The organism is Streptomyces sp. NPDC004561, from assembly GCF_053602155.1.
Window position 1 is genome coordinate 17378 of the sequence record NZ_JBSGDB010000021.1, and the last position, 22347, is coordinate 39724.

Annotated in this window: 23 protein-coding genes and 1 pseudogene; 8 read left to right on the top strand and 16 right to left on the bottom strand. The window is 71.1% G+C overall.

Annotated features, from left to right (window positions below; translation table 11 throughout):
- The first annotated feature begins 48 nt into the window (after positions 1 to 48).
- From ACWEN3_RS04990 to ACWEN3_RS05005, 4 genes are all read left to right on the top strand, one after another.
- On the top strand, positions 49 to 561 hold the full coding sequence (locus ACWEN3_RS04990) for a YbaK/EbsC family protein (RefSeq protein WP_452965761.1): 513 nt from the start codon (positions 49 to 51) through the stop codon (positions 559 to 561).
- Positions 558 to 1406, top strand: a complete 849-nt coding sequence (locus ACWEN3_RS04995; protein WP_452965763.1) for an EamA family transporter — start codon at positions 558 to 560, stop codon at positions 1404 to 1406. Before ACWEN3_RS04990 ends, ACWEN3_RS04995 begins: the two co-directional genes overlap by 4 nt.
- A gap of 64 nt (positions 1407 to 1470) precedes the next feature.
- Positions 1471 to 2355, top strand: coding sequence for an NAD(P)-dependent oxidoreductase (locus ACWEN3_RS05000; RefSeq protein WP_452965765.1), 885 nt, complete (start codon positions 1471 to 1473; stop codon positions 2353 to 2355).
- An 82-nt stretch (positions 2356 to 2437) separates the two neighbouring features.
- Positions 2438 to 2713 (top strand): DUF1876 domain-containing protein, encoded by a 276-nt coding sequence (locus ACWEN3_RS05005; protein WP_452965768.1) that lies wholly within the window; start codon positions 2438 to 2440, stop codon positions 2711 to 2713.
- Positions 2714 to 2744: 31 nt separating this feature from the next.
- Here the strand turns inward: ACWEN3_RS05005 and ACWEN3_RS05010 are convergent, their stop codons facing one another.
- The 4 genes and pseudogenes from ACWEN3_RS05010 to ACWEN3_RS05025 form a co-directional block, all read right to left on the bottom strand.
- On the bottom strand, positions 2745 to 3923 hold the full coding sequence (locus ACWEN3_RS05010; protein WP_452965770.1) for a serine hydrolase domain-containing protein: 1179 nt from the start codon (positions 3921 to 3923) through the stop codon (positions 2745 to 2747).
- A gap of 73 nt (positions 3924 to 3996) precedes the next feature.
- Positions 3997 to 4443 (bottom strand): organic hydroperoxide resistance protein, encoded by a 447-nt coding sequence (locus ACWEN3_RS05015; protein WP_452965773.1) that lies wholly within the window; start codon positions 4441 to 4443, stop codon positions 3997 to 3999.
- 107 nt (positions 4444 to 4550) lie between these two features.
- Positions 4551 to 5027, bottom strand: a complete 477-nt coding sequence (locus ACWEN3_RS05020) for a MarR family winged helix-turn-helix transcriptional regulator (protein ID WP_452965815.1) — start codon at positions 5025 to 5027, stop codon at positions 4551 to 4553.
- Positions 5028 to 5126: 99 nt separating this feature from the next.
- Positions 5127 to 5411 (bottom strand): annotated as a pseudogene (locus ACWEN3_RS05025) (energy-coupling factor ABC transporter permease); the annotation flags it as partial.
- 28 nt (positions 5412 to 5439) lie between these two features.
- Between ACWEN3_RS05025 and ACWEN3_RS05030 the strand changes: the two are divergent.
- A complete protein-coding gene (locus ACWEN3_RS05030; protein WP_452965774.1) occupies positions 5440 to 5778 on the top strand; it encodes an SsgA family sporulation/cell division regulator in 339 nt (112 codons plus the stop codon).
- A gap of 19 nt (positions 5779 to 5797) precedes the next feature.
- Here the strand turns inward: ACWEN3_RS05030 and ACWEN3_RS05035 are convergent, their stop codons facing one another.
- Together ACWEN3_RS05035 and ACWEN3_RS05040 are read right to left on the bottom strand one after the other, a co-directional pair.
- Positions 5798 to 7465, bottom strand: a complete 1668-nt coding sequence (locus ACWEN3_RS05035; RefSeq protein WP_452965777.1) for a penicillin-binding transpeptidase domain-containing protein — start codon at positions 7463 to 7465, stop codon at positions 5798 to 5800.
- 252 nt (positions 7466 to 7717) lie between these two features.
- Entirely contained in the window at positions 7718 to 8089 is a 372-nt protein-coding gene (locus ACWEN3_RS05040) for a hypothetical protein (protein WP_452965779.1), read from the bottom strand.
- Positions 8090 to 8473: 384 nt separating this feature from the next.
- Between ACWEN3_RS05040 and ACWEN3_RS05045 the strand changes: the two genes are divergently transcribed.
- The 3 genes from ACWEN3_RS05045 to ACWEN3_RS05055 all read left to right on the top strand — a co-directional run bounded on the left by ACWEN3_RS05045 (position 8474) and on the right by ACWEN3_RS05055 (position 11900).
- Entirely contained in the window at positions 8474 to 9472 is a 999-nt protein-coding gene (locus tag ACWEN3_RS05045; protein WP_452965781.1) for a DUF1259 domain-containing protein, read from the top strand.
- Positions 9472 to 10677, top strand: a complete 1206-nt coding sequence (locus tag ACWEN3_RS05050) for a cytochrome P450 (RefSeq protein ID WP_452965783.1) — start codon at positions 9472 to 9474, stop codon at positions 10675 to 10677. Before ACWEN3_RS05045 ends, ACWEN3_RS05050 begins: the two co-directional genes overlap by 1 nt.
- A 518-nt stretch (positions 10678 to 11195) precedes the next feature.
- The gene (locus ACWEN3_RS05055) at positions 11196 to 11900 is read left to right on the top strand and encodes a hypothetical protein (RefSeq protein ID WP_452965785.1); all 705 of its coding nucleotides are present in this window, start codon (positions 11196 to 11198) and stop codon (positions 11898 to 11900) included.
- Positions 11901 to 11939: 39 nt separating this feature from the next.
- Here the strand turns inward: ACWEN3_RS05055 and ACWEN3_RS05060 are convergent, their stop codons facing one another.
- From ACWEN3_RS05060 to ACWEN3_RS05105, 10 genes are all read right to left on the bottom strand, one after another.
- On the bottom strand, positions 11940 to 13160 hold the full coding sequence (locus ACWEN3_RS05060) for a tyrosine-type recombinase/integrase (protein ID WP_452965788.1): 1221 nt from the start codon (positions 13158 to 13160) through the stop codon (positions 11940 to 11942).
- 85 nt (positions 13161 to 13245) lie between these two features.
- Positions 13246 to 13485: a helix-turn-helix domain-containing protein gene (locus ACWEN3_RS05065; RefSeq protein WP_452965790.1), complete on the bottom strand. Its 240-nt coding sequence runs from the start codon at positions 13483 to 13485 to the stop codon at positions 13246 to 13248.
- An 824-nt stretch (positions 13486 to 14309) separates the two neighbouring features.
- Entirely contained in the window at positions 14310 to 15785 is a 1476-nt protein-coding gene (locus ACWEN3_RS05070; protein ID WP_452965793.1) for an ATP-binding protein, read from the bottom strand.
- 2 nt (positions 15786 to 15787) lie between these two features.
- A complete protein-coding gene (locus tag ACWEN3_RS05075) occupies positions 15788 to 16627 on the bottom strand; it encodes a bifunctional DNA primase/polymerase (RefSeq protein ID WP_452965795.1) in 840 nt (279 codons plus the stop codon).
- Positions 16624 to 17361: a DNA methylase gene (locus tag ACWEN3_RS05080; protein WP_452965797.1), complete on the bottom strand. Its 738-nt coding sequence runs from the start codon at positions 17359 to 17361 to the stop codon at positions 16624 to 16626. Before ACWEN3_RS05080 ends, ACWEN3_RS05075 begins: the two co-directional genes overlap by 4 nt.
- 86 nt (positions 17362 to 17447) lie before the next feature.
- Positions 17448 to 17678, bottom strand: coding sequence for a hypothetical protein (locus ACWEN3_RS05085; RefSeq protein WP_452965799.1), 231 nt, complete (start codon positions 17676 to 17678; stop codon positions 17448 to 17450).
- A 14-nt stretch (positions 17679 to 17692) separates the two neighbouring features.
- The gene (locus ACWEN3_RS05090; RefSeq protein WP_452965802.1) at positions 17693 to 18196 is read right to left on the bottom strand and encodes a hypothetical protein; all 504 of its coding nucleotides are present in this window, start codon (positions 18194 to 18196) and stop codon (positions 17693 to 17695) included.
- A gap of 19 nt (positions 18197 to 18215) precedes the next feature.
- Positions 18216 to 18407, bottom strand: a complete 192-nt coding sequence (locus tag ACWEN3_RS05095) for a hypothetical protein (RefSeq protein WP_452965805.1) — start codon at positions 18405 to 18407, stop codon at positions 18216 to 18218.
- Positions 18408 to 18607: 200 nt separating this feature from the next.
- Entirely contained in the window at positions 18608 to 20731 is a 2124-nt protein-coding gene (locus ACWEN3_RS05100; RefSeq protein WP_452965808.1) for a hypothetical protein, read from the bottom strand.
- Entirely contained in the window at positions 20719 to 22206 is a 1488-nt protein-coding gene (locus ACWEN3_RS05105) for a hypothetical protein (protein WP_452965811.1), read from the bottom strand. Before ACWEN3_RS05105 ends, ACWEN3_RS05100 begins: the two co-directional genes overlap by 13 nt.
- Positions 22207 to 22347: the final 141 nt, after the last annotated feature.

A 22347-nucleotide genomic window follows, 5' to 3' on the forward strand; every position in this document is an offset into this window, starting at 1 on the left:
GGCAAAACACCGTGAGCGCGGCTCGGGCGATGCCGTAGCGTGCCCCGCATGACGACAGCCGCCACTGACGCCGACGGATCCGGAGCCCACCCCCGTTTCGCCGAAGCGCTGCGGGCGCTCGGGCTGGACGACATGCTCGGGCGGGCCAGACGGTTCCCGGAGGGCACCCGCACCGCCGCCGAGGCGGCCGCCGCGGTCGGGTGCGAACTGAGCCAGATCTGCAAGTCCCTGGTCTTCGCCGCCGACGGGGTGCCGGTGCTGGTGCTGATGGACGGCGCCTCCCGCGTGGACGTGGAGCGGGTGCGGGAGGAACTGGGCGCCGGGAAGGTCACCCGGGCCGACGCCGGGGTCGTACGGGAGACCACCGGGTACGCCATCGGCGGCGTGCCGCCCTTCGGGCACCGCACGCGCACGCGTGTCCTCGCCGACCGTTCGCTGCTCGCGCACGACGTGGTGTGGGCGGCGGCCGGAACACCGCACGCCGTCTTCCCGATCGAGCCGAAGGAACTCGTCACCCACGCGGGCGCCACCCTCGTGGACGTGCGCGAGCGGGCCGAGTGACGCCGCTGGTCACGACCGCCGTCCTGCTCGCGGCCGTCACCCACGCCAGCTGGAACGCCATCGCGCACCGCATCACCGACAAGCTGGTCGGCTTCACGCTGATCCTCGCGGGCGGGGTGCTCATCGGGCTGCTGCTGGCGCCGTTCACGGCCCTGCCGGCGGGCCGGGCGTGGCCGTACCTGATCGTCTCGGCCGGCATCCACCTCGTGTACGTCGTGCTGCTGATGACGTCGTTCCGGCTGGGGGACTTCGGGCAGGCGTACCCGATCGCGCGGGGCAGCGCGCCGCTGGTGGTCACGGTGTTCGCGGCCGTGTTCGCGCACGAGATGCCCGACGTCCGGGCCGCCGCGGGCATCGTCCTGTCGTGCGCGGGCCTCACCGGCGTGGCGCTGTGGGGGCTGCGCGGGCGCCGGCCGAACTGGGCGGCGATCGGCGCCGCGCTCGCCACGGGGCTGTCCATCGCCTCCTACACGGTCGTCGACGGACTCGGCGTGCGCGCCTCCGGCACGGCGCTCGGGTACACGGCCTGGCTGATGGTGGTGCAGGGCGTGGCGATTCCCGCGTACGCCGTCTGCTGCCGCTGGAGACGCGAGACGGTGGCCGTCCTGCGCCCCGTCGCGCTCCTCGGCCTCCTCGGCTCCGTCCTGTCGGTCGCCGCGTACGGCCTGGTGCTGTGGGCCCAGACCCGCGCCGAACTCGCCCCCGTCTCGGCCCTGCGCGAGTCGTCCATCCTCGTCGGCGCGGCCATCGGCGCCCTGTTCTTCAAGGAGCGTTTCGGGGCACCCCGGATCGCGGCGGCCGGACTGCTCGTCGTCGGCATCGGGCTGATGCTGCACGCAGGCTGAGCACGCGGGTACCGGTCGCCGTGCGAGAAGGTGAACGAGAGACCACGACGACAGGGAGCAGTCAATGACCGACAAGCCGACCGTCAGCGTCCTGGGCACCGGCATCATGGGCGCGGCCATGGCCCGCAACCTGTGCCGCGCCGGACTCGGCGTGCGCGCCTGGAACCGCACCCGGGAGAAGGCGGAGCCCCTCGCGGCCGACGGCGCCCGGGTCACCGACACCCCCGCCGAGGCCGTGGAGGGCGCCGACGTCGTCCTGACCATGCTGTACGACGGCAACACCGTCCTGGACGTCATGCGCGAGGCCGCCCCGGCGCTGCGCCCCGGCACGGTGTGGGCGCAGTCCACCACCGCCGGGACCGAACTCGTCACCGACCTGGCCGCCTTCGCCCGTGAACACGGGCTGGTCTTCTACGACGCCCCCGTGCTCGGCACCCGCCAGCCCGCCGAGGCAGGTCAGCTGACCGTGCTGGCCGCCGGGCCGGTGGAGGGGCGGGAGACGCTCGCGCCGGTCTTCGGCGCGGTGGGCGCCAAGACCATGTGGACCGGGGAGGACGGGGGCGCGGGCAGCGCCAGCAGGCTGAAGCTGGTCGCCAACAGCTGGGTGCTCGCGGCCACCGCGGCGACCGGCGAGGTGCTGGCCCTCGCCAAGGCCCTCGGAGTCGACCCGCAGGGCTTCTTCGACCTCATCGAGGGCGGCCCGCTCGACATGGGATACCTGCGGGCCAAGGCCGGTCTCGTGCTGGACGGCAAGCTGTCCCCGGCGTCGTTCGCCGTGGCCACCGCCGAGAAGGACGCCCGGCTGATCGTCGAGGCGGGCGAGCACAATGGTGTCCGGCTGGACGTGGCCGAGGCCACCGCCGAACGGTTCGCGCGCGCCGTCGCCCAGGGGCACGCCGACGAGGACATGGTCGCCGCCTACTTCGCCAGCTTCGGCGACAAGGCCTGAGCCACCACGCCGAGATGACGTTCCCCGCGGGCGGGAGCACCCTGGAATCAGCGGGATTCAGCGGTTCTTGGAGGTGGCCGACATGATGCACACCACTGTCGGATGGCACGTCGAGCTGGAGTTCGAGGAGGACGATCTGCACACGCGCGCCGCGGCCCTGGTGCGCCTGCCCGACGGCACCGAGGTACGGGCGCACGGGCACGCCACCCGCCACCGCGTCGACGCCAACCAGCCGAGAGTCGGCGAGGAGATCGCCGGCGCCCGCGCCCTCAACGAACTGGCCATGCAGTTGCTCACCAAGGCCCACGAGGAGATCGACGCGGACTCCGGGCGGATCTCGCATCCGATCAACGTGTGACCGAGGCGGGCGGGGGCGGCCGCCCGGCGGGCTACGCCGCGCCCGCGCCCGGGGCGAGCGCCGTGCGCAGCGCGCGCACCAGCGCCTGTGCCCTCGGGTCCGCCGTCACGCTCGTGCGGAAGCCGTTGGTGACATAGCCGAAGGCGACGCCCGACCCGGGGTCGGCGAAGCCGAGGGCGCCGCCGCGGCCCGGGTGGCCGAAGGAGCCGGGGGAGAGCAGCGGGGACGCGCTGCCGTGCAGCATGTAGCCGAGGCCGAACCGGGTGCCCACCACGAGGACCCGGTCCGGTCCGGCGGACTCCTCGGCGCGGGCCAGTTCCATCGTCCCCGGCGTGAACAGCCGGGCGCCGCCGTCCACCTCGCCGATGAGCGAGGCGTAGAAGCGGGCGAGGCCGTCGGCGGTGGCGATGCCGTTGGAGGCGGGCAGGGCGGCGGCGCGGTAGGCGGGGGAGTTCTCGTCCGGCAGCGGGGTGATCGCGGCGAAGGCGCGCCGGGTCAGCGAGTCCGGGTCGGCGTAGGCGTCGGCCACCGCCCGCTTGGGCCGGGTCCGCAGCGCACCGGAGGTCTCGGGCGCCTCGACCGGGCCGACGCGGCCCACGCGCGCCTGCTCCGACTCCGGCAGGCCGAGCCACAGGTCCGCGCCCGCGGGGCCGGCGATCTCGTCCGCGATCCACTCGCCGGCCGGGCGGCCGGTGACGCGCCGGATCAGCTCGCCGGTGAGCCAGCTGTAGGTCTGCGCGTGGTAGCCGTGGCCGGTGCCCGGCTCCCACACGGGCGCCTGCGCGGCGACGGCGGCCCCGCCGAGGTCCGGGTCCGCGGCCTCCTCGGGGGTCAGCGGCCGGTCCAGCACGGGCACGCCCGCGCGGTGCGCGAGCAGATGGCGTACGAGGGTGTTCTCCTTGCCCGCCGCCTTGTACTCGGGCCAGTAGGCGCCGACCGGGGCGTCCAGGTCCAGTTCGCCGCGCTGGTGCAGCAGCAGGAGCGCGGCGGCGGCGACGCCTTTGGTCGCGGAGCGCACGATCTGCGCGGTGCCGGGCTCCCAGGGAGCCGTGCCGTCCACGTCCCTGGTGCCGGCCCACAGGTCGACCACCCGGTGCCCGTCGCGGTACACGGCGACCGCCGCGCCGCGCTCCCCGAGCAGCGCGAAGTTCGCCGCGAACGCCTCCCCGACCGGCTCGAAGCCCTCGGCCACAGCGCCGTGCACGTCCACGTCCGCATTCCCTTCCGTTCGCCTGCGACTGTGGATGCAACGCCGCTCGCGCGCCTGCGATTCCTCGGTGGGATCAGCCGAGCACAATCGTTACATCGATGTTGCCCCGTGTGGCGTTCGAGTAGGGGCACACCTCGTGCGCCGCGTCCACCAGCCGCGCGGCCACGTCCGGGTCGAGCACCGGCAGGGAGACGCTGAGGGCGACCGCGAGGCCGTAGCCGCGGTGCCTGTTCGGGCCGATGCCGACCTTCGCCGCGACGGTGGAGCCGGTCAGGTCGTAGCCGGCGCGGTTGCCGACCAGGATCAGCGCGTTGTGGAAGCAGGAGCTGTAGCCGGCCGCGAAGAGCTGTTCCGGGTTGGTGCCGTCGCCGTCGCCGCCCAGCACCACGGGCATCGCCACCTTCAGCGCCAGCCGGCCGTCCTGGCTGGTGACATGCCCGGCGCGGCCGCCGTGGGCGGTGGCCTCGGCGACGTACATGATCTTCGTCGGGCGGGTGTCGACAGCGGTGTCCCCGGTCATGGCCGGCCTCCCCTGAAACAAGTGGCGCACAAGTACATCGTGCACAAGGTACTGGCCGGTATGCCGACGGTGGCCGACAGGGGGTGGCAACCGCGGGTAACCGGTGATCAGCGCCGGTCGGCGGCCGCGTCGGCGCGCCCGGTGAGCTTCCACAGCTCCTCGCGCAGCCGCGCGACCTCCTGCGCGTTAAGCCCCGTGGAGGTGAGCAGCGCGCCGGGCACCCGCGCCGCGCGCTCCCGGAGTTCCTCTCCGCGTCCGGTGCACGCGACGAGCACCGAGCGCTCGTCGCCCGTCGCGCGCTCCCTGCGCACCAGACCCGCCCCCTCCAGCCGCTTCAGCAGCGGAGAGACGGTGCCGTAGTCCAGCCGCAGGGCGCGCGCCAGCTCCTTCACGCTGGTCTCGCCGCGCTCCCAGAGCACCAGCAGCACCAGGTACTGGGGGTAGGTGAGCCCGAGGTCGTCCAGCAGCGGACGGTACGCGGCGGTCACCGCGCGCTGCGCCGCGTACAGCGCGAAGCACAGCTGGTCGTCCAGCAGCGGCGACCCGGCGGCCCCTTCGTCGTCCCGGTCCTCTTGTCGCGTCACGCGCCCATTGTCACGGACGCGCCCGGGCCACCGAGCGCGGGTCGAAGCCGAACGGCGGCTCCAGCCGGCGCGCCCCAGCCCGCCGTCGGCGAACAGCGCGCCCAGCGGACGGCCGCTTGTTCCGGCCGCGACGGGGAAGGTGAGCATTGGTGCGGCAAGGATGAACGCCGCCACCGGACCGGCCGGCGGAGCCGTGCCCTCGTCGCGTTCCCGGCGGGCGCCGCGCAGGCTCACCGCCAGGGCGCCGGCGGCGACCACTCCGGTGACTCGCGGAGGTGGGGGCGTCGATGAATTCGTCAGGTACATGCACCGTTCGCCGTCTCCGGAAGCGCGAACGGGAAAATGTGCGACATTGGAGAAGAAGCGGATGCACAGCTTTCGCATGGGTCACGCAGGGTGAGAGGGCGGTCCGATGTCTGTAGTCGAACAGTACGCGCGCGCCCACATCGTCACGGACGAGGAGGACCCGGGAGCCGTACCGGTGCTGCTGCGGTACGACCCCGACAGTGATCCACGGTCGGTGCGGTTCGATCTGCCCGGCACCCACGAGTGGACCTTCTCGCGCGCTCTGCTCGAACGAGGGCTGAGGGCACCGGCCGAGAGCGGCGCCGTACGGGTGTGGCCCTGCGGGCGCGTGCAGGCCATCGTCGAGTTCCACTCCGACAACGGTGTCGAGGTCGTGCAGTTCGAGTCGAAGGCGCTGGCGAGATTCCTGCGCCGCACCTACACCGTGGAACCCGTCAGGAACTGACCGGCCGGAGCCGGCCCGCTCAGCCGCCCGTCTTCAGCAGGGCCGCCACGATCGGTCCGGCCGTGTCGCCGCCGTGACCGCCCGCCTGGACCACGCCCGCGGCGACCAGGTCGCCCCGGTAGGCGGTGAACCAGCCGTTGGGCTTCTTCTGCCCGTCGACCTCCGCCGAGCCGGTCTTCGCGCCGTAGTCCGGTCCCAGGCCCGCCATCGCCTTCGCCGCCGTGCCGTACGCCGCCGTGTACTGCATGACGTCCTTGAGCTGGGCCTGCGTCTTCGAGGACATGGTCCGCGAGGCCTTCGCCAGGGTGCGGTGGTCCACCGTGGGGGACACCAGGTACGGCTGGTGGAAGGAGCCCGACTCCACCGTCGCCGCCACCGAGGCCATGTTCAGCGGGTTCATGCGCACCCCGCCCTGCCCGATCAGCGAGGCGCCCATCTGCGCGCCGCTCTGCACCGGTACGGAGCCGTCGAACGACGGGACGCCGATCGCCCAGTTGTCCATGCCGAGGCCGTAGACCTGCTGGGCCTCCGTCGTCAGGTCGCTGTTCGACAGCTTCGGCGCGAAGTCGATGAAGGCGTTGTTGCAGGAGGCGCCGAAGCTCTCCTTGAACGTGCCCTTCTTGATCTCCGAGTTGGCGTCGTTGTGGAACGTCCAGCCGGCGAGCTTGTACGTCTTGGGGCAGGGGTGCGAGGCGTCCGGGGTGATCAGGTGCTTCTCGAACAGCATCGTGGACGTCACGATCTTCATCGTGGAGCCCGGCGCGAGGGAGCCCTGGAAGGCCGTGTTGAAGCCGGGCCCGTTGTTGGCGACCGCGAGGATCTCGCCCGTGGAGGGCCGCATCACGACCACCGAGGAGCGCGCCTGCTTGGCGACCTGCTTCTCGGCTGCCGCCTGGAGGCCGGGGTTCAGCGTCGTCCGCACGGTGCCCGGGGTGCCCTCGCTCAGCGCGACGAGCGTCTTGTCGGACAGCTTCGCCGTCTGCGACGCCTTGCCGCGCACCACACGCAGCTCCACGCCCGCCCTGCCGCCGGCCGTCTTGCCGTACTTCTCCCGCAGCCCGTCCAGCACCACGCCCAGCGACGGGTACTTGGCGGCCGTCAGCTCGCCGCCGTCACGGTCCAGCGCCTTGACGGGCGGGGTCCCGGACTCGCCGGTGGCGAGCGTGTCGCCGTCCTTCAGGTCCGGGTGGACGACCGTGGAGTGCCAGCCGACCAGCGGCTTGCCGTCGCTCGCCCGCCGCACCACGGTGAGCGCGCTGTCGTACGCGAGCGGCTTGCTCAGCCCCTTGTACGACACCGTCGCCTTCACGGAGAACGGCACCTTGGCGCCCGTGGCCGTGCCCCGGGTGAGCGTGACGTCCTTCAGGTGGGCGTCCTTGGTGTAGCCGGTGAGCAGCGAGGTGGCGGCCGAGGGGTCGTCGGTCGCGGCCGCCGCCTCGGCGACCCTGCCCTGCTGCCAGGCGGTCAGGAAGCGGGCGGCGACGGTGCGCACCTCGGCCGCGCTGGGCGGGCCGCTCGGGACGTGTTTGTGGTCGGACGTGGCGGAGGACCCCTCGTCGGCCGCCGCGCCGCCGTCGGCCAGCGCGTAGATGCCGAGTCCGGCGCCGCCGACGACCAGGGCGATCATCCCGCCGACCACGGCGGGACGGGTACTGCTCCGCTCGGTGACGCGCCTTCTCTTGCCCACAGCCTCAGTTCCTCCGCGACTTCTCAGGGTCCCCGCAGCCCTCACATTCCCCAACGACTGCAATCACCTTAAAGTCCTCACCTCGGAGGGTGACGCCGGGCCGCATTCCGTAGCACGCTTGCGACATTCGCCCCGGCCGCGACACCCCCGGCTCGAACAAAGTGGACGAAGTCTACGCGCCGTGCCAGGAAAGGACCCCGACCAGGGCGTTCACCCCTGGTCGGGGTCCGGTGAAACGATCTGCCGGCACGGTCAGCGACTGTCGTCGCCTCCGGGGGCCGGGCAGCCGAACCAGTGCACCGTGCCGTTCGTGGAGGTGTAGCCCAGACACTTGATGGTTCTGTCGTGCAGAGTCACGGTCCGGTCGACGCCGCTGTCCGCGTCGTCCGTTCTGTGGTGTTTCTGCACCAGGGTGCCGATCTCCACGGTGTACCAGCGGCGCTTGGTGCTCGGGAGGCTGCAGTGGTGTGCGGTCGCCTCACGGCCGGGCCCCTGGCTCCATATGTCCTGTTCGGCGCGGTCGCAGTGCGCGCTGTCGGCGGCGCCGGCGCTGCCGGCGCCGGTGCCGAGCAGCGCCACCACGCTTGTGGCGACCGCCGCGGTGGCGCCGGATATGCGCTTCATGGCGAGCTTCATCGATGGGTCCTCCTGACCGGCCGTGATGACGTTCCGGAGCCGCAACGTCGCTTTGAGGTGATATTCACATTTATCGGCGTGTCTGGCCCGGCAGTCGACGGCGCAGTCCCCCGACCCGGTGACGCCGGTGATGCGAATGCAGCCGCGGCCGCGGACGGATCGGTTCGTCCGCGAAGCACGGACCGGTCGGGACAGCCGCCTCGCCCGCACGGCGAGCCCTTCGCACGCCCGCGGTCCGAGGGCGGCAGTGGCGAGCGTCACCGGTTCGGGCCGCTCCTCCTTCCGTGGGTTAGTCCACCTGCGGGACGTGGCTGCGTCGGTCACCGGGCGATGGGGATTCCGGTGTTTCGATCGGGCCAGGAGGCATATGACATGGCTGACGAGCGACAGCAGGACTCCCGATCCCCCCTCACGACGTCCCGGCGCCGGGTGCTGGCCGCGGCCGCCCTCGCGCCCGTGCTCAGCGCCGTGCCGGCCCGGGCCGACGCCCTGTCCGCACGACGGGAGCACGACGCCCTGGTCAAACCGGTGATGACCAAGCTCGCGGACTGGGCAGACGTGCGCGCCGCGCTCGGCCGGCCCGGTGACATGAGGCGGTTCATGTACCACACGGCCTTTCCGCGCCGGGACCTCAAGGTCTACTCCCGAGGCGTTCGGATCGATCCCGCGCTCGCCCTGGGTACGCACGTGTCCTTCGTCCGTTACGCGGACCACAGCACGCTCCTGATGGGCGACGTCGTCGTCACCGAAGGCGAACTGCAGCATTTCTGCGATGTCCTTCAGCAGCACGGGATCATGCAGACCGCCCTGCACAAGCACCTGCTCGCCCACGAGCCGGACATCTGGTGGCTGCATGTGCACGCGCACGGCCACGATCCGGCGGCTGTCGCCCGCGGTCTGCGCGCCGCATTCGACTGCACCGGTACCCCGCCTGCCGAACCGGCCACTTCTTCGCCGCGCGTCGACCTGGACACCGCCGCCATCGACGCCGCGATCGGCGTCAAGGGCACCCATGACGGCGTGGTCTACAAGAGCACCTACGTCCGTCGAGAGGCCGTCGCCGACGGCCATCTGATGCTGCCTCCGGGTCTGGGCTCCACCACTTCCGTCAACTTCCAGCCGCTCGGCGGCGGAAGGGCCGCCGTCAGCGGCGACCTCGTCATGATCGCCGACGAGGTCCAGCCCGTCCTCACGGCCCTGCGACGCGGTGGCATCGAACTCGTCGAGCTGCACCACCACAACCTCAACGACCAACCACGCCTGTTCTTCGTCCACTACTGGGCCGTCGGTGACGCGGTCAGGCTCGCCGGAGCCGTTCGCAGGGCCGTGGACACCACCAACGTCGTACCCATGCCCGGAGGAGTCGGCTGATGACCGCGGAGAACGAGACGCTCAGCTGCCCGTTCGACTTCAGCAAGGCGCTGGAGTTCGATCCCGCGCTCGAGTCCTTGATGCGGCGCGGTTCTCCCGCGCGCATCCGGCTTCCCTACGGCGACGCGGACGCCTGGCTGATCACGGGCTTCGACGCCGTCAAGCAGGTGACCACCGACCAGCGGTTCAGCAGGGCGGGCATCATCGGCCAGGACTACCCCCGGATGACGCCGGAGCCCATCGTCTCGCCCGAGTCGGTCAACGTGATGGACCCACCGCAGAGCAGCCGCGTCCGCCACCTGGCCTCGCAGGCCTTCACGCAGCAGCAGGTCGACCGTATGCGGCACCGGATCGTCGAGCTCGCGGACCGCCTGCTGGACGACATGGAGAAACAGGGACCGCCGGCGGACGTGGTCGATCACCTGTCCGACAAGCTTCCTCAGCACGCCGTCCTGGACCTCCTCGGCATCGAACGGGAGGAATGGCCCTGGATCGAGGACGCCGTGCACCAACTGCTCGTCGTGGGTGCGGGGAACAAGGAGGCCGCCACGAAGGCCAAGGCCGATCTGGCGGGCTACTTCGCCGAACTGGTCGGACAACGCCGGAAGTCACCCGGCCCGGACCTCATCAGCGCGATGGCCGCGGCGCAGGAGGGCGACGAACAGCTCGACGACCGGGAACTGGCGGTCATGACCCTGACGTTGGCGCTCAGCGGCCAGGACACGGCGACCTGCCAGATCAGCAACATCACCTATCTGCTCCTGACCCGACCCGTGCTGTTGCAGCACCTCAGGAGCCGGCCCGAGACCCTGACCGACGTCCTGCACGAGATGCTCCGCTGCATCCCGTTCCGCAAGGGGGTCGGCATCCCCCGGGTGGCTCTCGAGGACGTGGAACTCGACGGTGCGCGCATCCGGGCGGGCGACTTCGTCCACGTGTCGTACCTGACGGCCAACCGTGACCCGGAGCGCTACCCGGACCCGCACGTCATCGACCTCGACCGGCAGAGCGCTCCGCACATGACCTTCGGCTGGGGCGGACACCGGTGCATCGCCATGCCTCTGGCCATGGCAGAGCTCGAAGTGGCCATCGGCCGGTTGGTGGAGAGATTCCCCCGTCTGAGGCTCGCGGTGGCGCCGGAGGAGGTGCGGTGGGACACCAAAACGATCAGAAGGTTCCCACTCGAGTTGCCGGTGGCCTGGTAGACGCCTCGCAGCGCGGCCGACGCGCAGCGCTGTCCCACGTCCCGCACTGCTGAAGACCGACGATGACCAGGACGGCCCGGCACTCTGCCGGGCCGTCCTGGCACGTGTGCCCGGCTAGACCCAGGTGTCCAGCCACATCCGCGATCTCCACGAGTCGATCGGGATGGCGGTGCCGGTGTAGAGGGGCCAGAAGTAGATGAAATTGCCGTATCGCGGCTGACGTAGCGCCTGACCAGGTGATTCGCGTGAGGTTGGGTGCACGGTCTCTGCTCTGGGCCGTGTATGGGCCGTGACGGTAGCCCGCAGGGGCTGCCGGAGTGGAGCACGCCTGTGCGCCGAAGATCGCGTAGGCCTGGCCGAGGGCTGCGCGCCTCCTTTGCCGACTGGTGATCACTTTAATGGTCGGACCAGGCTAGGATCCGACGGCGCTCCAGGGGGCGGGGAGTTTGGACACAGGTTCGGGGGAGGCCGAAGTGGGACGAAGACGGGCTCTGGCAGGGGTCTGGGCGGCTCTGACGATGGCACTGCTCGTTGGGTGCGGCGCCGCCAAGGGCGCAACGGAGGACGGCGGCGGCGCAGTCGCTCACCGCACGGTCGCCGGACCGGACAAGAACGTGCTGACGTTCACCTATCGCCGGCAGAGCGGTGACAACTACATCGACCAGGAATTGTTGATCAAGAACACTGACAGGGACTCGGTCGTCCCTGTCCTGGCGTTTACCGCGCTCGACCGACTCGGTCACCGGCTGCCCGGGGTGCAGGTCCGAACCGTCTACGGCAGCGACAGTGGCCGTCTGGTGGTTCCGTACGGGTGGGGTCTCGACATCTTGCGCTTCTCGGGGCCTGGCGAGCATCAGGTCTACGACGTTCGCGTCACCGTTACGCACCTGGGTATAGCCAAAGTGCGGGCCAACATCCACCAGGTAACCGCCCAGCCGCTGAACGATGCAGCGCAGGCCGTCAGCAAGTTCTCCCGTTTCACCGCCGTGCGCTTGACGAACATCGCCCCTTTCGCGGTTTCCGTGCGCGTTGCCTACCTGGTCTACGACCAGCCGGCTAAGGGCGAGACCCAGCAGGCAATCTCTGTCACCCCCATCGGAGGGCTCGTTCGCGTACCGGCTCTCGGTACGGCAGTCGTCAAGGTCGCCGACGACGCGGCCCACGCGGTAGCCAGATACTCCGGTGGCCCGGCAGTGAGCGTCAAGGTCTACAACTCCCAGTGACCAGGGCGGCGGGGCCGCTCCCGCCGCCACTCGCGTCACCTACACGTACAGCTCATCTATGGCCTTCCGGGTGCGTCCCTCACTGCTCGGCATGAGGTGCGTGTAGGTCCGGAGGGTGAACCCCGGATCGCTGTGACCGAGGTACTGGCTCAGGGCCCGGATGTTCTCGCCCGCGTCCAGCAGCACGGATGCGTAGAAGTGCCTGAGCGCGTGCATGCCGTCTTCGGGAGCCGAGGCGTACCGTTCGCCTGCTTCGCGCGCCGGGATGATGCCTGCTGCGGCCAGAGCGGGCTTCCAATGGTGGTCGTTGAAGTTACTCACCCGGACGTGCCGCCCCTCGACTCCGCTGAAGATGAGCCGCTTGGTCACGGGCGGGCCGTCAGGCGTGCGCCAAGGAAGCGTCACGTCGATCGGCTCGAACTCCTTGGAATGGTCCCGGAGCGCGGTGGCCACGGCTTTTGAAAGTGGAACGTCCCGGACCTTTCCACCCTTCGGCAGGGCGAAAACGTACTTGCCCCGGATGCGCTTGAGCTGATGGCCCACAGCCAGCCAACCACCCTCGTAGTCGAGTTCGTCAACGGCCAGGCCGAAGATCTCACCTTGTCGCAGTCCGCAGCCTGCCCCGGCGTCCACGGCGGCCTGATAGCGCCGGGGGAGGGCAGTACGTACGCCGAAGACCTGTGCTGCCGTCCACGGGACGACGCGCGGCTTGCCCGGCTTCGGGAGCTGCACCGTACGGGCGCGGCAGGGGTTCTTGCCGAGTAGCCCGTCGTCAACCGCCGCGCTCAGCGCTGCGGAGACGGTGCCCACGATGATGCGGCGGTGCGACTCCGCCGGCACGGTGTCTTCCAGGGCGGCGATCCAGGCACGGATGTGCTCCGGCTTGAACGAGCCGAGCGGGCGCGAGCCGATGTGGGGGTAGGCGTGCAGCCGGAGCCGGCGTTCCGCAGCCTCGCGGCTGTTGATCTCGCCGGTGTGTGTCTTGATCCAACGCTCCGCGTACTGGCGAAACGTCGTCCTCGCGGCACGGGGGTCGATGAACTGACCGCGCGACATGTCCGCTTCGATCTGCGCCAGCCACTGCTTGGCGAGGCGCAGTTCCTTGTCCCGGAAGGACTTGCTCTTCTCGGTACCGTCCGGCCCCACGTACCGGGTGCGGTAGCGGAGCCCGATTCCGTGGCGGTCGGTCTTGACCTTGACGGGCCTGCCGTCGGGGCCGGTGACGGTCTTGAACCAGCGGTCTTGGATGTGGCCAGCCATGTAAGGCGTAGTCCCCTCTGGGCATGGGACGGGGAGGGCAGCGTGACCCTCCCCGTGGAGTTGGGCGGTGCGATGGGTGGCCGCGTCAGGCCGCGTCGGTGTTGGCGGCCTTTTGGCGAGTGACGTAGGCGTGCACGTCGGTGGGGTCGTAGCGGACGTGCTTGCCTATGCGGAACCCGGGCGGGCCGATGCGCTTCTTGCGCCACTGGTAGACCGTTTCCTTGGGTACCTCGAAGATCTCGGCAATGTCGTCGGTGGTGAGGTACCGGTCCGGGAGGCCTCCCCGGAGGATGGCGCGGGGGTCGGGGTCTGTCGGCTTTGCCATAGGGACTCCAAATTGGGGGCATGGCCGCGTGTCCGAGGTGCGGATTTCTGCGTCATTGCGTCATCGGCGTCACCTGTGCTTCTGACCTGCTGTTTTCCGTGACGCGGTGACTAAGGGGTGCGTCATCGGCCCGTCACGGGGTGCGTCATTGGGTGACGCAGATGACGCAGGATGACGCAGAGACCGGAGTCTGCGTCATGGCTTCCACCGCAGGTCAGGGGCTGTTTTTCAGCCCGCGTGACGCGGATGACGCAGCGTCTTCCCTCTTAGGACAAAAGAGGGAGTGGCGTCTGTTGTAGTGCGCGCCTTACAGCGTGAAGAAGGAGCCGCTGCGCGGCGCGACCTTTGGGCGGCGTTCCGCCGAACAGCAAGAGGAGCACGCAGCCCGGTGGTGCACGTCGCGCCCGTGGTGGCACGTCGCGGATCCCCTTTGCGTCTCCTTGATCGTTGGCCGCCTCAGGGCCGTTTAGGGTGCGGGCATGTCTCGAAGATGGTGGATACGGCAGGCCCTGATGACTGCTGGGCTTGTTGTCCTTACGGTGCTGTCGAACGTTGTCGCGCATCGCAGTTGGCAGGTAACGGTGGGTTGGGCACTGGGCGTCCCGCTCCTGGTCGGCCTGTCTGTGCTGAACGTGCTGTGGCATCAGCGGTACCGGCCGGAGAAATTCGAGAAGTACCGGGCCAAATTTGACGCCCGGTATCAGCGGTAGTCCGTCAATGAGTCGGGACACTGGCTGCCGTGTCCTGGACCCTCCGGATGGCAGTGCGCGAGCACGCAGGCCGGTGGTGCTCTTCTTGCTTGTCCGGCGAGTGCGGGACGCGGGTCAGAACATCTGCTTGTGCTCGTGTGCGGGAGCCGTGGCCAGGCGGGTCATTTCGAGGTAGCGGCCCGCGCTGGTGCGCCCCGAGTCGATGAGGACACCCCGAGCGGCGAGGGTCGGCTGGAGGCGCTTGAGCCGGTCGGAGAGGACTTTGCCCGTGGTCGGCCACCCCTTGGGCAGGGGCCGCACCTCATCACTGCTGTAGAGGCAGCTGAGGAGGTGCAGCCACTCGGTGGACGTCATCCGCTGGTCGGTACCCGGAGCGATAGTGTCGGCGTGCCTGAGGACGGTCTGGGCGAGGAGGTCGCCCTCGATCACGTCGTCGTTGAGGTCGTCCAGACTGGCCCGGTACGCGGTGAGCGCCCCGAGCCCGGTCGCGGCATCGAGCTGCGCGCACAGGTGGGCGAAGTCCGCCATCCGCAGATCAGTAGGCGTCTCCGCCTCCGCTCCGCGGACCTTCACCGTGAGGTCCAGGAGCGAGCCGAGAACGACCGGCAGCACCTCCGCGTACTCGGCCCACAGCTCCGCCTCCGTGCGTCGGACCTTCGGTCGCTCCAGACGCAGCGGCATGAGCCGTTCTGCCAGGTCAGGGCGGATGACGCCAACGTCAATCCCAGTCAGAAGCAGGGGGCGGCGGTAGCCGACGCGGAACACGTCCCCATCGGTCCACAGTGCGCGCTTGACGTTCTCGGCGCCGGTCACGATGCAGCACATCGCGTCGGACAGGTCCGGGGTCATGTGGGAGAGGTTGTCCAGAGCGGTGACCCATCCGGCCGCCACCGCCGCGATCAAGTTCTCCTCATCCTTCGGCGCGCGGCGCAGGTCACCGCTCATGCCCTCCACGATCCGCACGAGCATGCGCCCGCCGGTGGACTTGCCCGCGCCCTGCGGCCCGGTGAGGAATGGGGCAGGCACGGGAACGGACGGACCGAGGCAGCCGATCAGCCAGGCGATGGCCAGGCACTCGGTCTCGGCGTTGGCGAAGTTGCAGAGCCTCATCAATAGGTCGATGCCCTTGCCGTCGGTGTCCTTGGCCGGCAGGGGCAGTTCCCCGGTGAGCTGCGTGCGTCGCCAGCACACCTCACGCGGGTCGGGAACGGCGATGTCCCAGCCGGTGGGGTGGATGCGGACGGACTGCCCGTCGTCGCGGCCCAGGTCCAGCCACGTCGCCCCGTCAAAGCCCGGGGCAACGCGGATGTGGACAGCCTGCACGTCCTCACTCAGGGCCAGCGCTTCGATCAAGTCCAACGCCTCCTTCAGAGCGGTTCCGTTGAAGACGCCGTGCCCGTCCTTGAAGAGGCCGACCATGAGTTCCTGGCGGTGGCTGCCCGTAGTGCCCTGGGAGCGCATCGGGCGGGCTACGGGGTGGCCGTTCCTCTGCGCGTACACGGTGCCGTCGGCTGTGCGGAAGTACCGGAAGTGGGCCCGGGCGTAGTCGGTGATGACCTCGCGGGCGGGGTTCTTCTCGTCGTCTGCCATGGTCACAGTCCCAACCGGGTGCGGGCGTTGGTCCACGCGTCGGTGCAGTGCCGGGCGGTCTCACCCTTGGCCTGTGCGGCGGTGAACAGGCGCGCGACGTGGGCGTCGGTGAGGCAGTCGCACCGGCCGTGCGTGGACAGCACGGCGAGGAATGTGCGGTAGACGGTCGTGTGCACCGCTTCGTTCGCCCCGGTGATGCGCTGCTCGGCCATTGCGATGCCGCGCTCGAGGAACGCGGGCGTGCGGTGACGGCACTCACTGCCCCCGGCCGGCGCGGGCGCCGTGGTGGTCGGGAGCGCGGGCCCGGCCGGGGCGGGTTTGCTCGCAGTCAGCGCGCGCACGGCGTCGGGCAGGGCGGTCATGGTGCCGGTGCCGAACCCGAGCCACCGGGCGTAGGCCATGGTGGACTTGATGTCCACACCGGGCCGGACCGCGTTCGCGGACTGCATGGCCCCCCGGTACAGCCAGTGCTCGCCGCGGGTGGTGGGCACGGTCTGCGTGGCGGGCAGGCTCTCGCGGGCCCATGCGATGGCGTCGGCGTTGTCGAGATCGACGACCGTCAGCCCGGCCCCGCCTGGGTGATAGGCGACCGCGCTCGCGCGCATCCATGCGCGGCGCCAGGGGCCGGAGCTGATGACGTCCGGATCGGTGGTCGCAGCGGCCCACGCGTGGCAGGGGCCAGGGCAGGTGCACGGTCCGGGGTTCTTCATGTTCGGCCGGCCGCCGCACACGTTGTCCCGGCAGCGGCGGCAGTTGCCGAACGGGACCTTGCCCGCCCGCAGCGGCAACACGGGGATCTGCGAGACGGCCAGGTCGAGAGCGGTGCGCAGGTGCTCGCTCATGCCGCTGCCTCCAGCCGGGGCGCGAGGGTGGTGAGGTAGGCGGCGCCGATCCACTCGGTGTAGGCGGGCGGGAGGGCTTCGCGGAGGCGGAAGTGGTCGGTGGACCAGTCGATTCCCTTGGCCGCGCGGATCTCTTCCACGGTGGCCTTGCCGCCGCCCTTGCCGTAGGCGGCGACGTAGGGGCCGTCGTGGTACTCGCCGTGGCGCCAGCCGCGGACGCGGCCTCGGTGCCGGGGGTGGGGCGGTTGGACGGTGGTCCAGCGGCCGAGTTCGAAGTAGCGGTGCATGAGTACGGCGAGGCCGAACTGTTCGCCGCACAGGCGGATGTCCTTGCGGACCTCGGAGCCGGCCACGTTCTCGATCACGTAGGGCCGGCCCGTTGCCTCCAGGGCGGCTCGGGTGGGGGCGATGAGGCGGGGGTAGGTCCGGCCGATGGCGGTGTTGCGGGCGGCGTTGGTGCCCTTGGTCGGGGCGCCCTCTCCCTGGCAGGGGCATGAGGCGTGGATGAAGTCGAACCGGTGGCCGTGGGCCCGGATGAACTCGACCGCGTCGCCCTGGTGGAAGGCGTCACCGCAATAGTCCGGCTGCGGTTCCTTGTCGACGCCGGTGACGTGGCAGCCGGGGAACGCGCGGCGGTATCCCTCGGTGGCGCCGCCGATGCAGCAGTAGGCGTCCAGCACCCGGAAGGGGCCGGACAGGGCGAGCACTCGCCCGATGTCGGTGGGTTGGGTCATCCTGGGTATCTCCAGTTCTCTGAGGAAGTGCTGGATGACAAGGGCGGCCCCGGACTTTGGCGAGACGGGGGCCGCCCTTGGCTTAGCTAGTGGTAGAAGGCGTGCAGGGCGTAGCGGCGCTGGTTGTGCGGTCCGTGCTCGGTGAGGACGCCGCAGCGGGCCAGGGCCTTGAGGTCACCGCGGGCGGTAGCCCGTTTCGGGGCGATACCGAGCAGGGCGTACAGGCGCATGACGCGACCGGTGGTGATCGGTCGGCGGGGGTGATGCATGGCGTCGGTCAGCAGCGCGTTGACGCGCCGGGCCTGGTTACTCGTCACTGCTGGCACTCCGTTCAGCGGGTCAGGTTGTTGCGGTTGCGGGCGAGCAGCCCGTACGCGGGGGCGGTGATCGTGTTGTGCTCTTGCCGGACCGGGCCGGCGTAGTGGTGGTGGGTGACGGTGTGCGTGGCCTTGAGTGACCGAAGGGCGGAGCCGATGGCGGCGGCGACTGCGGCCACGGCGGCGATCGGGAGGGTGACGAACAGGACGCTGGTCAGGGTCACGGCGGCGAAGCCCTGGCAGGCGAGCCAGATGCCGCAGCCGACACCGACGCAGGTGGCGCCGACGCCGATACCAGCGACCGCGGTCCCGGCGGCCCACTCAGGCACGATCCGCCGGTCCGGCTGCGGGACGGGCGGCGTGGGGCCGTAGGCGGGCAGCGGGGTGGTGTCGCGGTAGGCGGTCGGCATCTGCGGCACGGGCCGGTAAGCCTCCGCGATGATCCGGCGAGCCTCCGCGGTGGCTTCGGCGTCGGTCATGCGCGGGGGCCAGGCGGCGGGCTGGTCGTGGTCGGGCATGGCGGGTCTCCTGCCGGGGTCAGGTGAGGTGGCGGGCGGCGTCGGCGAGCGCGGCGCACACGGCACGGACGGGTCCGGCGGCGCCGGTGCCGGCGGTGAAGAAGCCGAACAGGAAGAGCACGAGGGCGCTGAACGGGCCGACGTAGCGGCTCCGCAGCAGAACGAGGGCCAGCACCCCGAAGAGGGCGACGGCGGAGAGGGTCAGGATCACGAGCGGCCTCCCGGGAAACGCGGCGGGCAGCACCCTGGGGGCGGGGTGCTGCCCGTGCCTTGTCTTGTCGTGTCGCTTGTCGTCGCGCTTGTCGCTTGTCTTGTCTTGTCGCTTGTCGCCTTGCAGGTCACAAGCCGTTTCCGGGCTTCCAGACCCTCCCCGGACGGCCTTGTTTTCGCGGGGCGACAGGCGACAAGTGATCAGCTCTCGCCGGGCTGTTGGGGGGCATGTCGGCGGTGGACATAGCGGGCCTTGGTGCCCTCTCCGACGCGCACGGCGATGCCGTCCTCCACCCACGTCTTGAGCCAGCCGACGACCGTCTGACGGTTCGTGCCGTACTCGTCGGCGAGCGCGCGGGCGATCGCGGATGCCCCGGTGCCCTCCGGGCCGGCGGCGAGCAGCACGGCGAGCGCGGCCTGCTGTGCGGGGTTGTCCTGCTCGCCCCGCAGCGCCGAGAGGTTCAACCCGCCGGTGGCGGGCGGCGCGTCGTCGGTGGCGGAGGCGTGCGGGTCGGGCGCCGTGGCGAACTGGGCATCGATCTGTGCCCGGAACTGCCGCAGCACCTCGTCTTCCGGCGAGACCTGCTCACCCGGCTGCACGCTACGCAGGGCGGACAGGTCCAGCCCCTCCCAGGACGGCCCGGTGCCCGGGGCGTCAGCGGCGGGGTTGTGGTCGCGCATCCATGCGGTGCGCTCGGCATCCCAGCGGCGGACGTAGGCGGGCCCTGCCGCCTTGGCGGAGACGTCGTCCAGCACCGGATGCCGCTCGGAGGTGGCGGCGATGATCTCCCGGATCTGGTTCGGCAGGATCCGCCACGCCTTGAACAGCGCGGCCGGGGACTCCGGAGTGCCCATGAACCCGGCGCCCTTGTACGGCGCCTGCTCCACTCGCAGGCCGCGGGAGCCGGGGAACATCTTGGACAGGTCCATACCCTCGGTCTCGCCGCCGGTCAGGGCGACACGGACCTTGGCTTCCCGCCGGATCATCAGGTTGCCCAGCACGCTGCCGGTTGCCCCGAGGGCAGTGAGCACGGTGCGGATGCCCATGGCGCGGGCGATCCGGATCACTTCCAGGATCTTTTCCGCGAGCTTGCGCATCTCGCGGTCGCCGCTGGCCAGGATCTCCGCGCCCTCATCGATCACCAGCATGATCTGCGGAATCTTCGCGCTGATGGGCAGCAGATCGGTGTTGTGACGGGCGAGCAGGTCCTGATAGCCCATCTTGCGCTGCTTGGCCACCCTCAGGGCTGTCTCGAGCATCGTCATGGCCTCATCGAACGTCCCGGCCAGCCAGTCGACACCCGGCCGCACCGGCTTGCCCCGCTCGGCCTTGATCTCGCCGTTGAGCGCGGGCAGGACCCAGGGCAGGCCGGCCGACCCGGCGTTCAGGTCGATGACCCAGGTCAGCATGTCCTCGGCACGGGCGAACCCGGCCAGGATCAGATGGACCAGGTTCGTCTTGCCCGAACCGGTCGGGCCGACGACGAGCGCGCACTGCTCGCGCAGGTAGGCCCGGATCTCCTCGGCGTTGGTGCGGTACCCCCAGGGGATGCCGGTGTGTACGGACAGCGGCCCGTACTCGGCCGGGTAGGTCCGCTCCTGTTCCAGCACATTGACGGTGGTCACGTCGATGATGACGCGGCCCTGGTGGATGCCGGGGGAAGCGGTGGCGGTGCAGCCGTGGGGCAGCCGCGCATCCGCGGACAGCCGGGCCGACTCGGCGGCGATCTTGTTCCAGGTGGCGCCGCCGGGCGGGAGTTCGGCGTCGATGGAGTACCCGGTGCCGGTCTCCCACTTCTCCACCCCGACCACGCGGACGGTGATGGAGCAGACGCGCTGGATGCGGTCGATCCACTCGGCGGCGATCGCCCGGCGTTCGGCGGACAGTTCGGCGGCGATCTGCCGCTGCTCTGCGGCGATCGCCTCTTCCTCGCGGGCCTCTTCGTACAGGGCGACCGAGCGGGCGGCGGCGCCGATGCCGACGCCGATGGTGGCCAGGGATCCGAGGGCGGCCCAGGTCAGGGGGCCGTGGGTCATGGCCCAGGTGGTCCATCCGGCGCCGACGAGCCAGCTGGCGGCGCGGGTGGCCAGCGTGCGGCCGGCGTTGCGCACCCGGATTCCCGCGATGGTGTGGCTGAGGGCGCCGGCCGCGCCGACGGCGAGCGCCCAACCCGGGGGCATGCCGGTTGCTGCGCCGGTGGTGGCGACGGCGAAGGCTCCGGTGGTGGCGGACAGGGCGCCGGTCACGGGTCCGTGACCGGCACTCCAGTCCAGCACCGGGCCACTGTGCTTGGTGGCGGTGGCGGCCATGGTCAGACGTTCCATCCCTTCTCGGCCTCGGTGCCGTTGCGGGGGTCCTCGTGCCGGGCGATGTCCTGCTCGTGGACCTGCCGGAACAGCGGGCCCATGTCCTCGGCGACCGCGACGGCACTCATCAGGGCGCCGAAGATGTCGTTGAAGCCGTCCGCTACCTCCTTCTCCAGCGGGAACTCACTGTCGGAGCGCTCGGCGAGGATCTTCATCACGTTCGCCACCGACGTGAGGGCGGCGGGCAGCCCCTCGACCATGGCCAGGATCTCCATGGCGTTCTCGGGGTCGTACTGGCCGGCGGCCTGCTCCATCTCGGCGGCGGCCTCTTCGAACCGGAAACCGGACACGTGCTCTCCTTCACTCACCTCGGTTGTGCTGCTGGTGGGAACCGTGGCCGCAGGCCGCTCAACGCCGTCCGCGATGCCGTCCGTGCCGTCCTCGGCCGCCTGCGTGTCGGCGGCGGCCTCCTTCTCCGCCAGCTCCTGGCGGATCGCCTCATCCCGTGCTGTGCGCTGCTCGGCCGCCACGCCGGCCAGGCGCCGGTACAGGCGGCGGCCGGGGTGGATGAGCCAGGGGATGTTGAGCTTCCGGCCGATCGGGCTGGTGATGAGTCCGAGCAGACCGAGGGGCAGGGCGAGCAGGGCGGCGAGCAGGCGGCGGCCGTGGAAGCGGGCCGCCGACCTGCGCAGCGCCTTGCGGGCCGCTGTCCGGACCGGTGCCTTGCGCACCTGGGCCCGCTGTGCGGCCACGGTTCCGGCCGTCTTCTTGTCGCGCCGGGCACGCTGCTTGGCGACCGCCGCATCCCGCGCCGCGCGGGCCTTGCGGACGGCGGCGCCCGTCAGACGTCCGGCGAGACCGCCGCGCTTGCCCGGCCGGTTGGTGCTGGCAGCGGCCTTGGCGTTGCGGCGGGCGTCGGCGACCGCTCGGCGTGCGGACGTGGTCTGCGCCCGCTTGTCGGCCCGCGACCCGCCCGCCGTCTTCTGCGCGGCGCGCAGGGCCCTTATCTGCCCGGCTCGGCTCGCGGCCTTACCCGCCGCGCTGGCCAGATGCCGGGCCGCGCCGTGGCCGGCCTTGCCGCGCGTCGTGCCGCCGGTGGAGGTGGCGCCATGTCGTGCGGCCGGTCCGGTGCGCCGCTGCTGACCAGGCACACCACCCGAGCGGCTACCGGTGCGACCGTGACGGGCGCCCGGGGAACGGCCGCCACCGCCGCGACCGCCCGTTGCCGCTCCCGAGCCGCTTCGGCGCAGGCCCGCGCTGCGAGCCGCCGCGCGCCCGGCCGTGCGGGCCGCATCCCGGCGGCTGTCGCGACGGGGGTTGGGCTTGTGGGAGCGGGCGGCGGCGAAGGTGCCCAGCACGACCGCGCCGGTCGCGGCGACCATGGCGGCGATCGGACCGCCGGCCAGGGAGGCGGCGGCGACCGCGCCGACGGTGCTGTTCGCCCCGGTCAGGGCGAGGGGAACGACCGGCCAACCGCCGGGCGTGTGCTCCACCTCAGACGCGGCCGGAGTCTGGGCGCTGGGTACGGGGGTGGGTGGGGGCGGAGCACGGGCTCGCGTTCGCCCGTGACCGGTTCGCCATGAACGTGCACGGTGACGTCGACAGCCACCTCGACGCGCTGTGCCACGTGATCT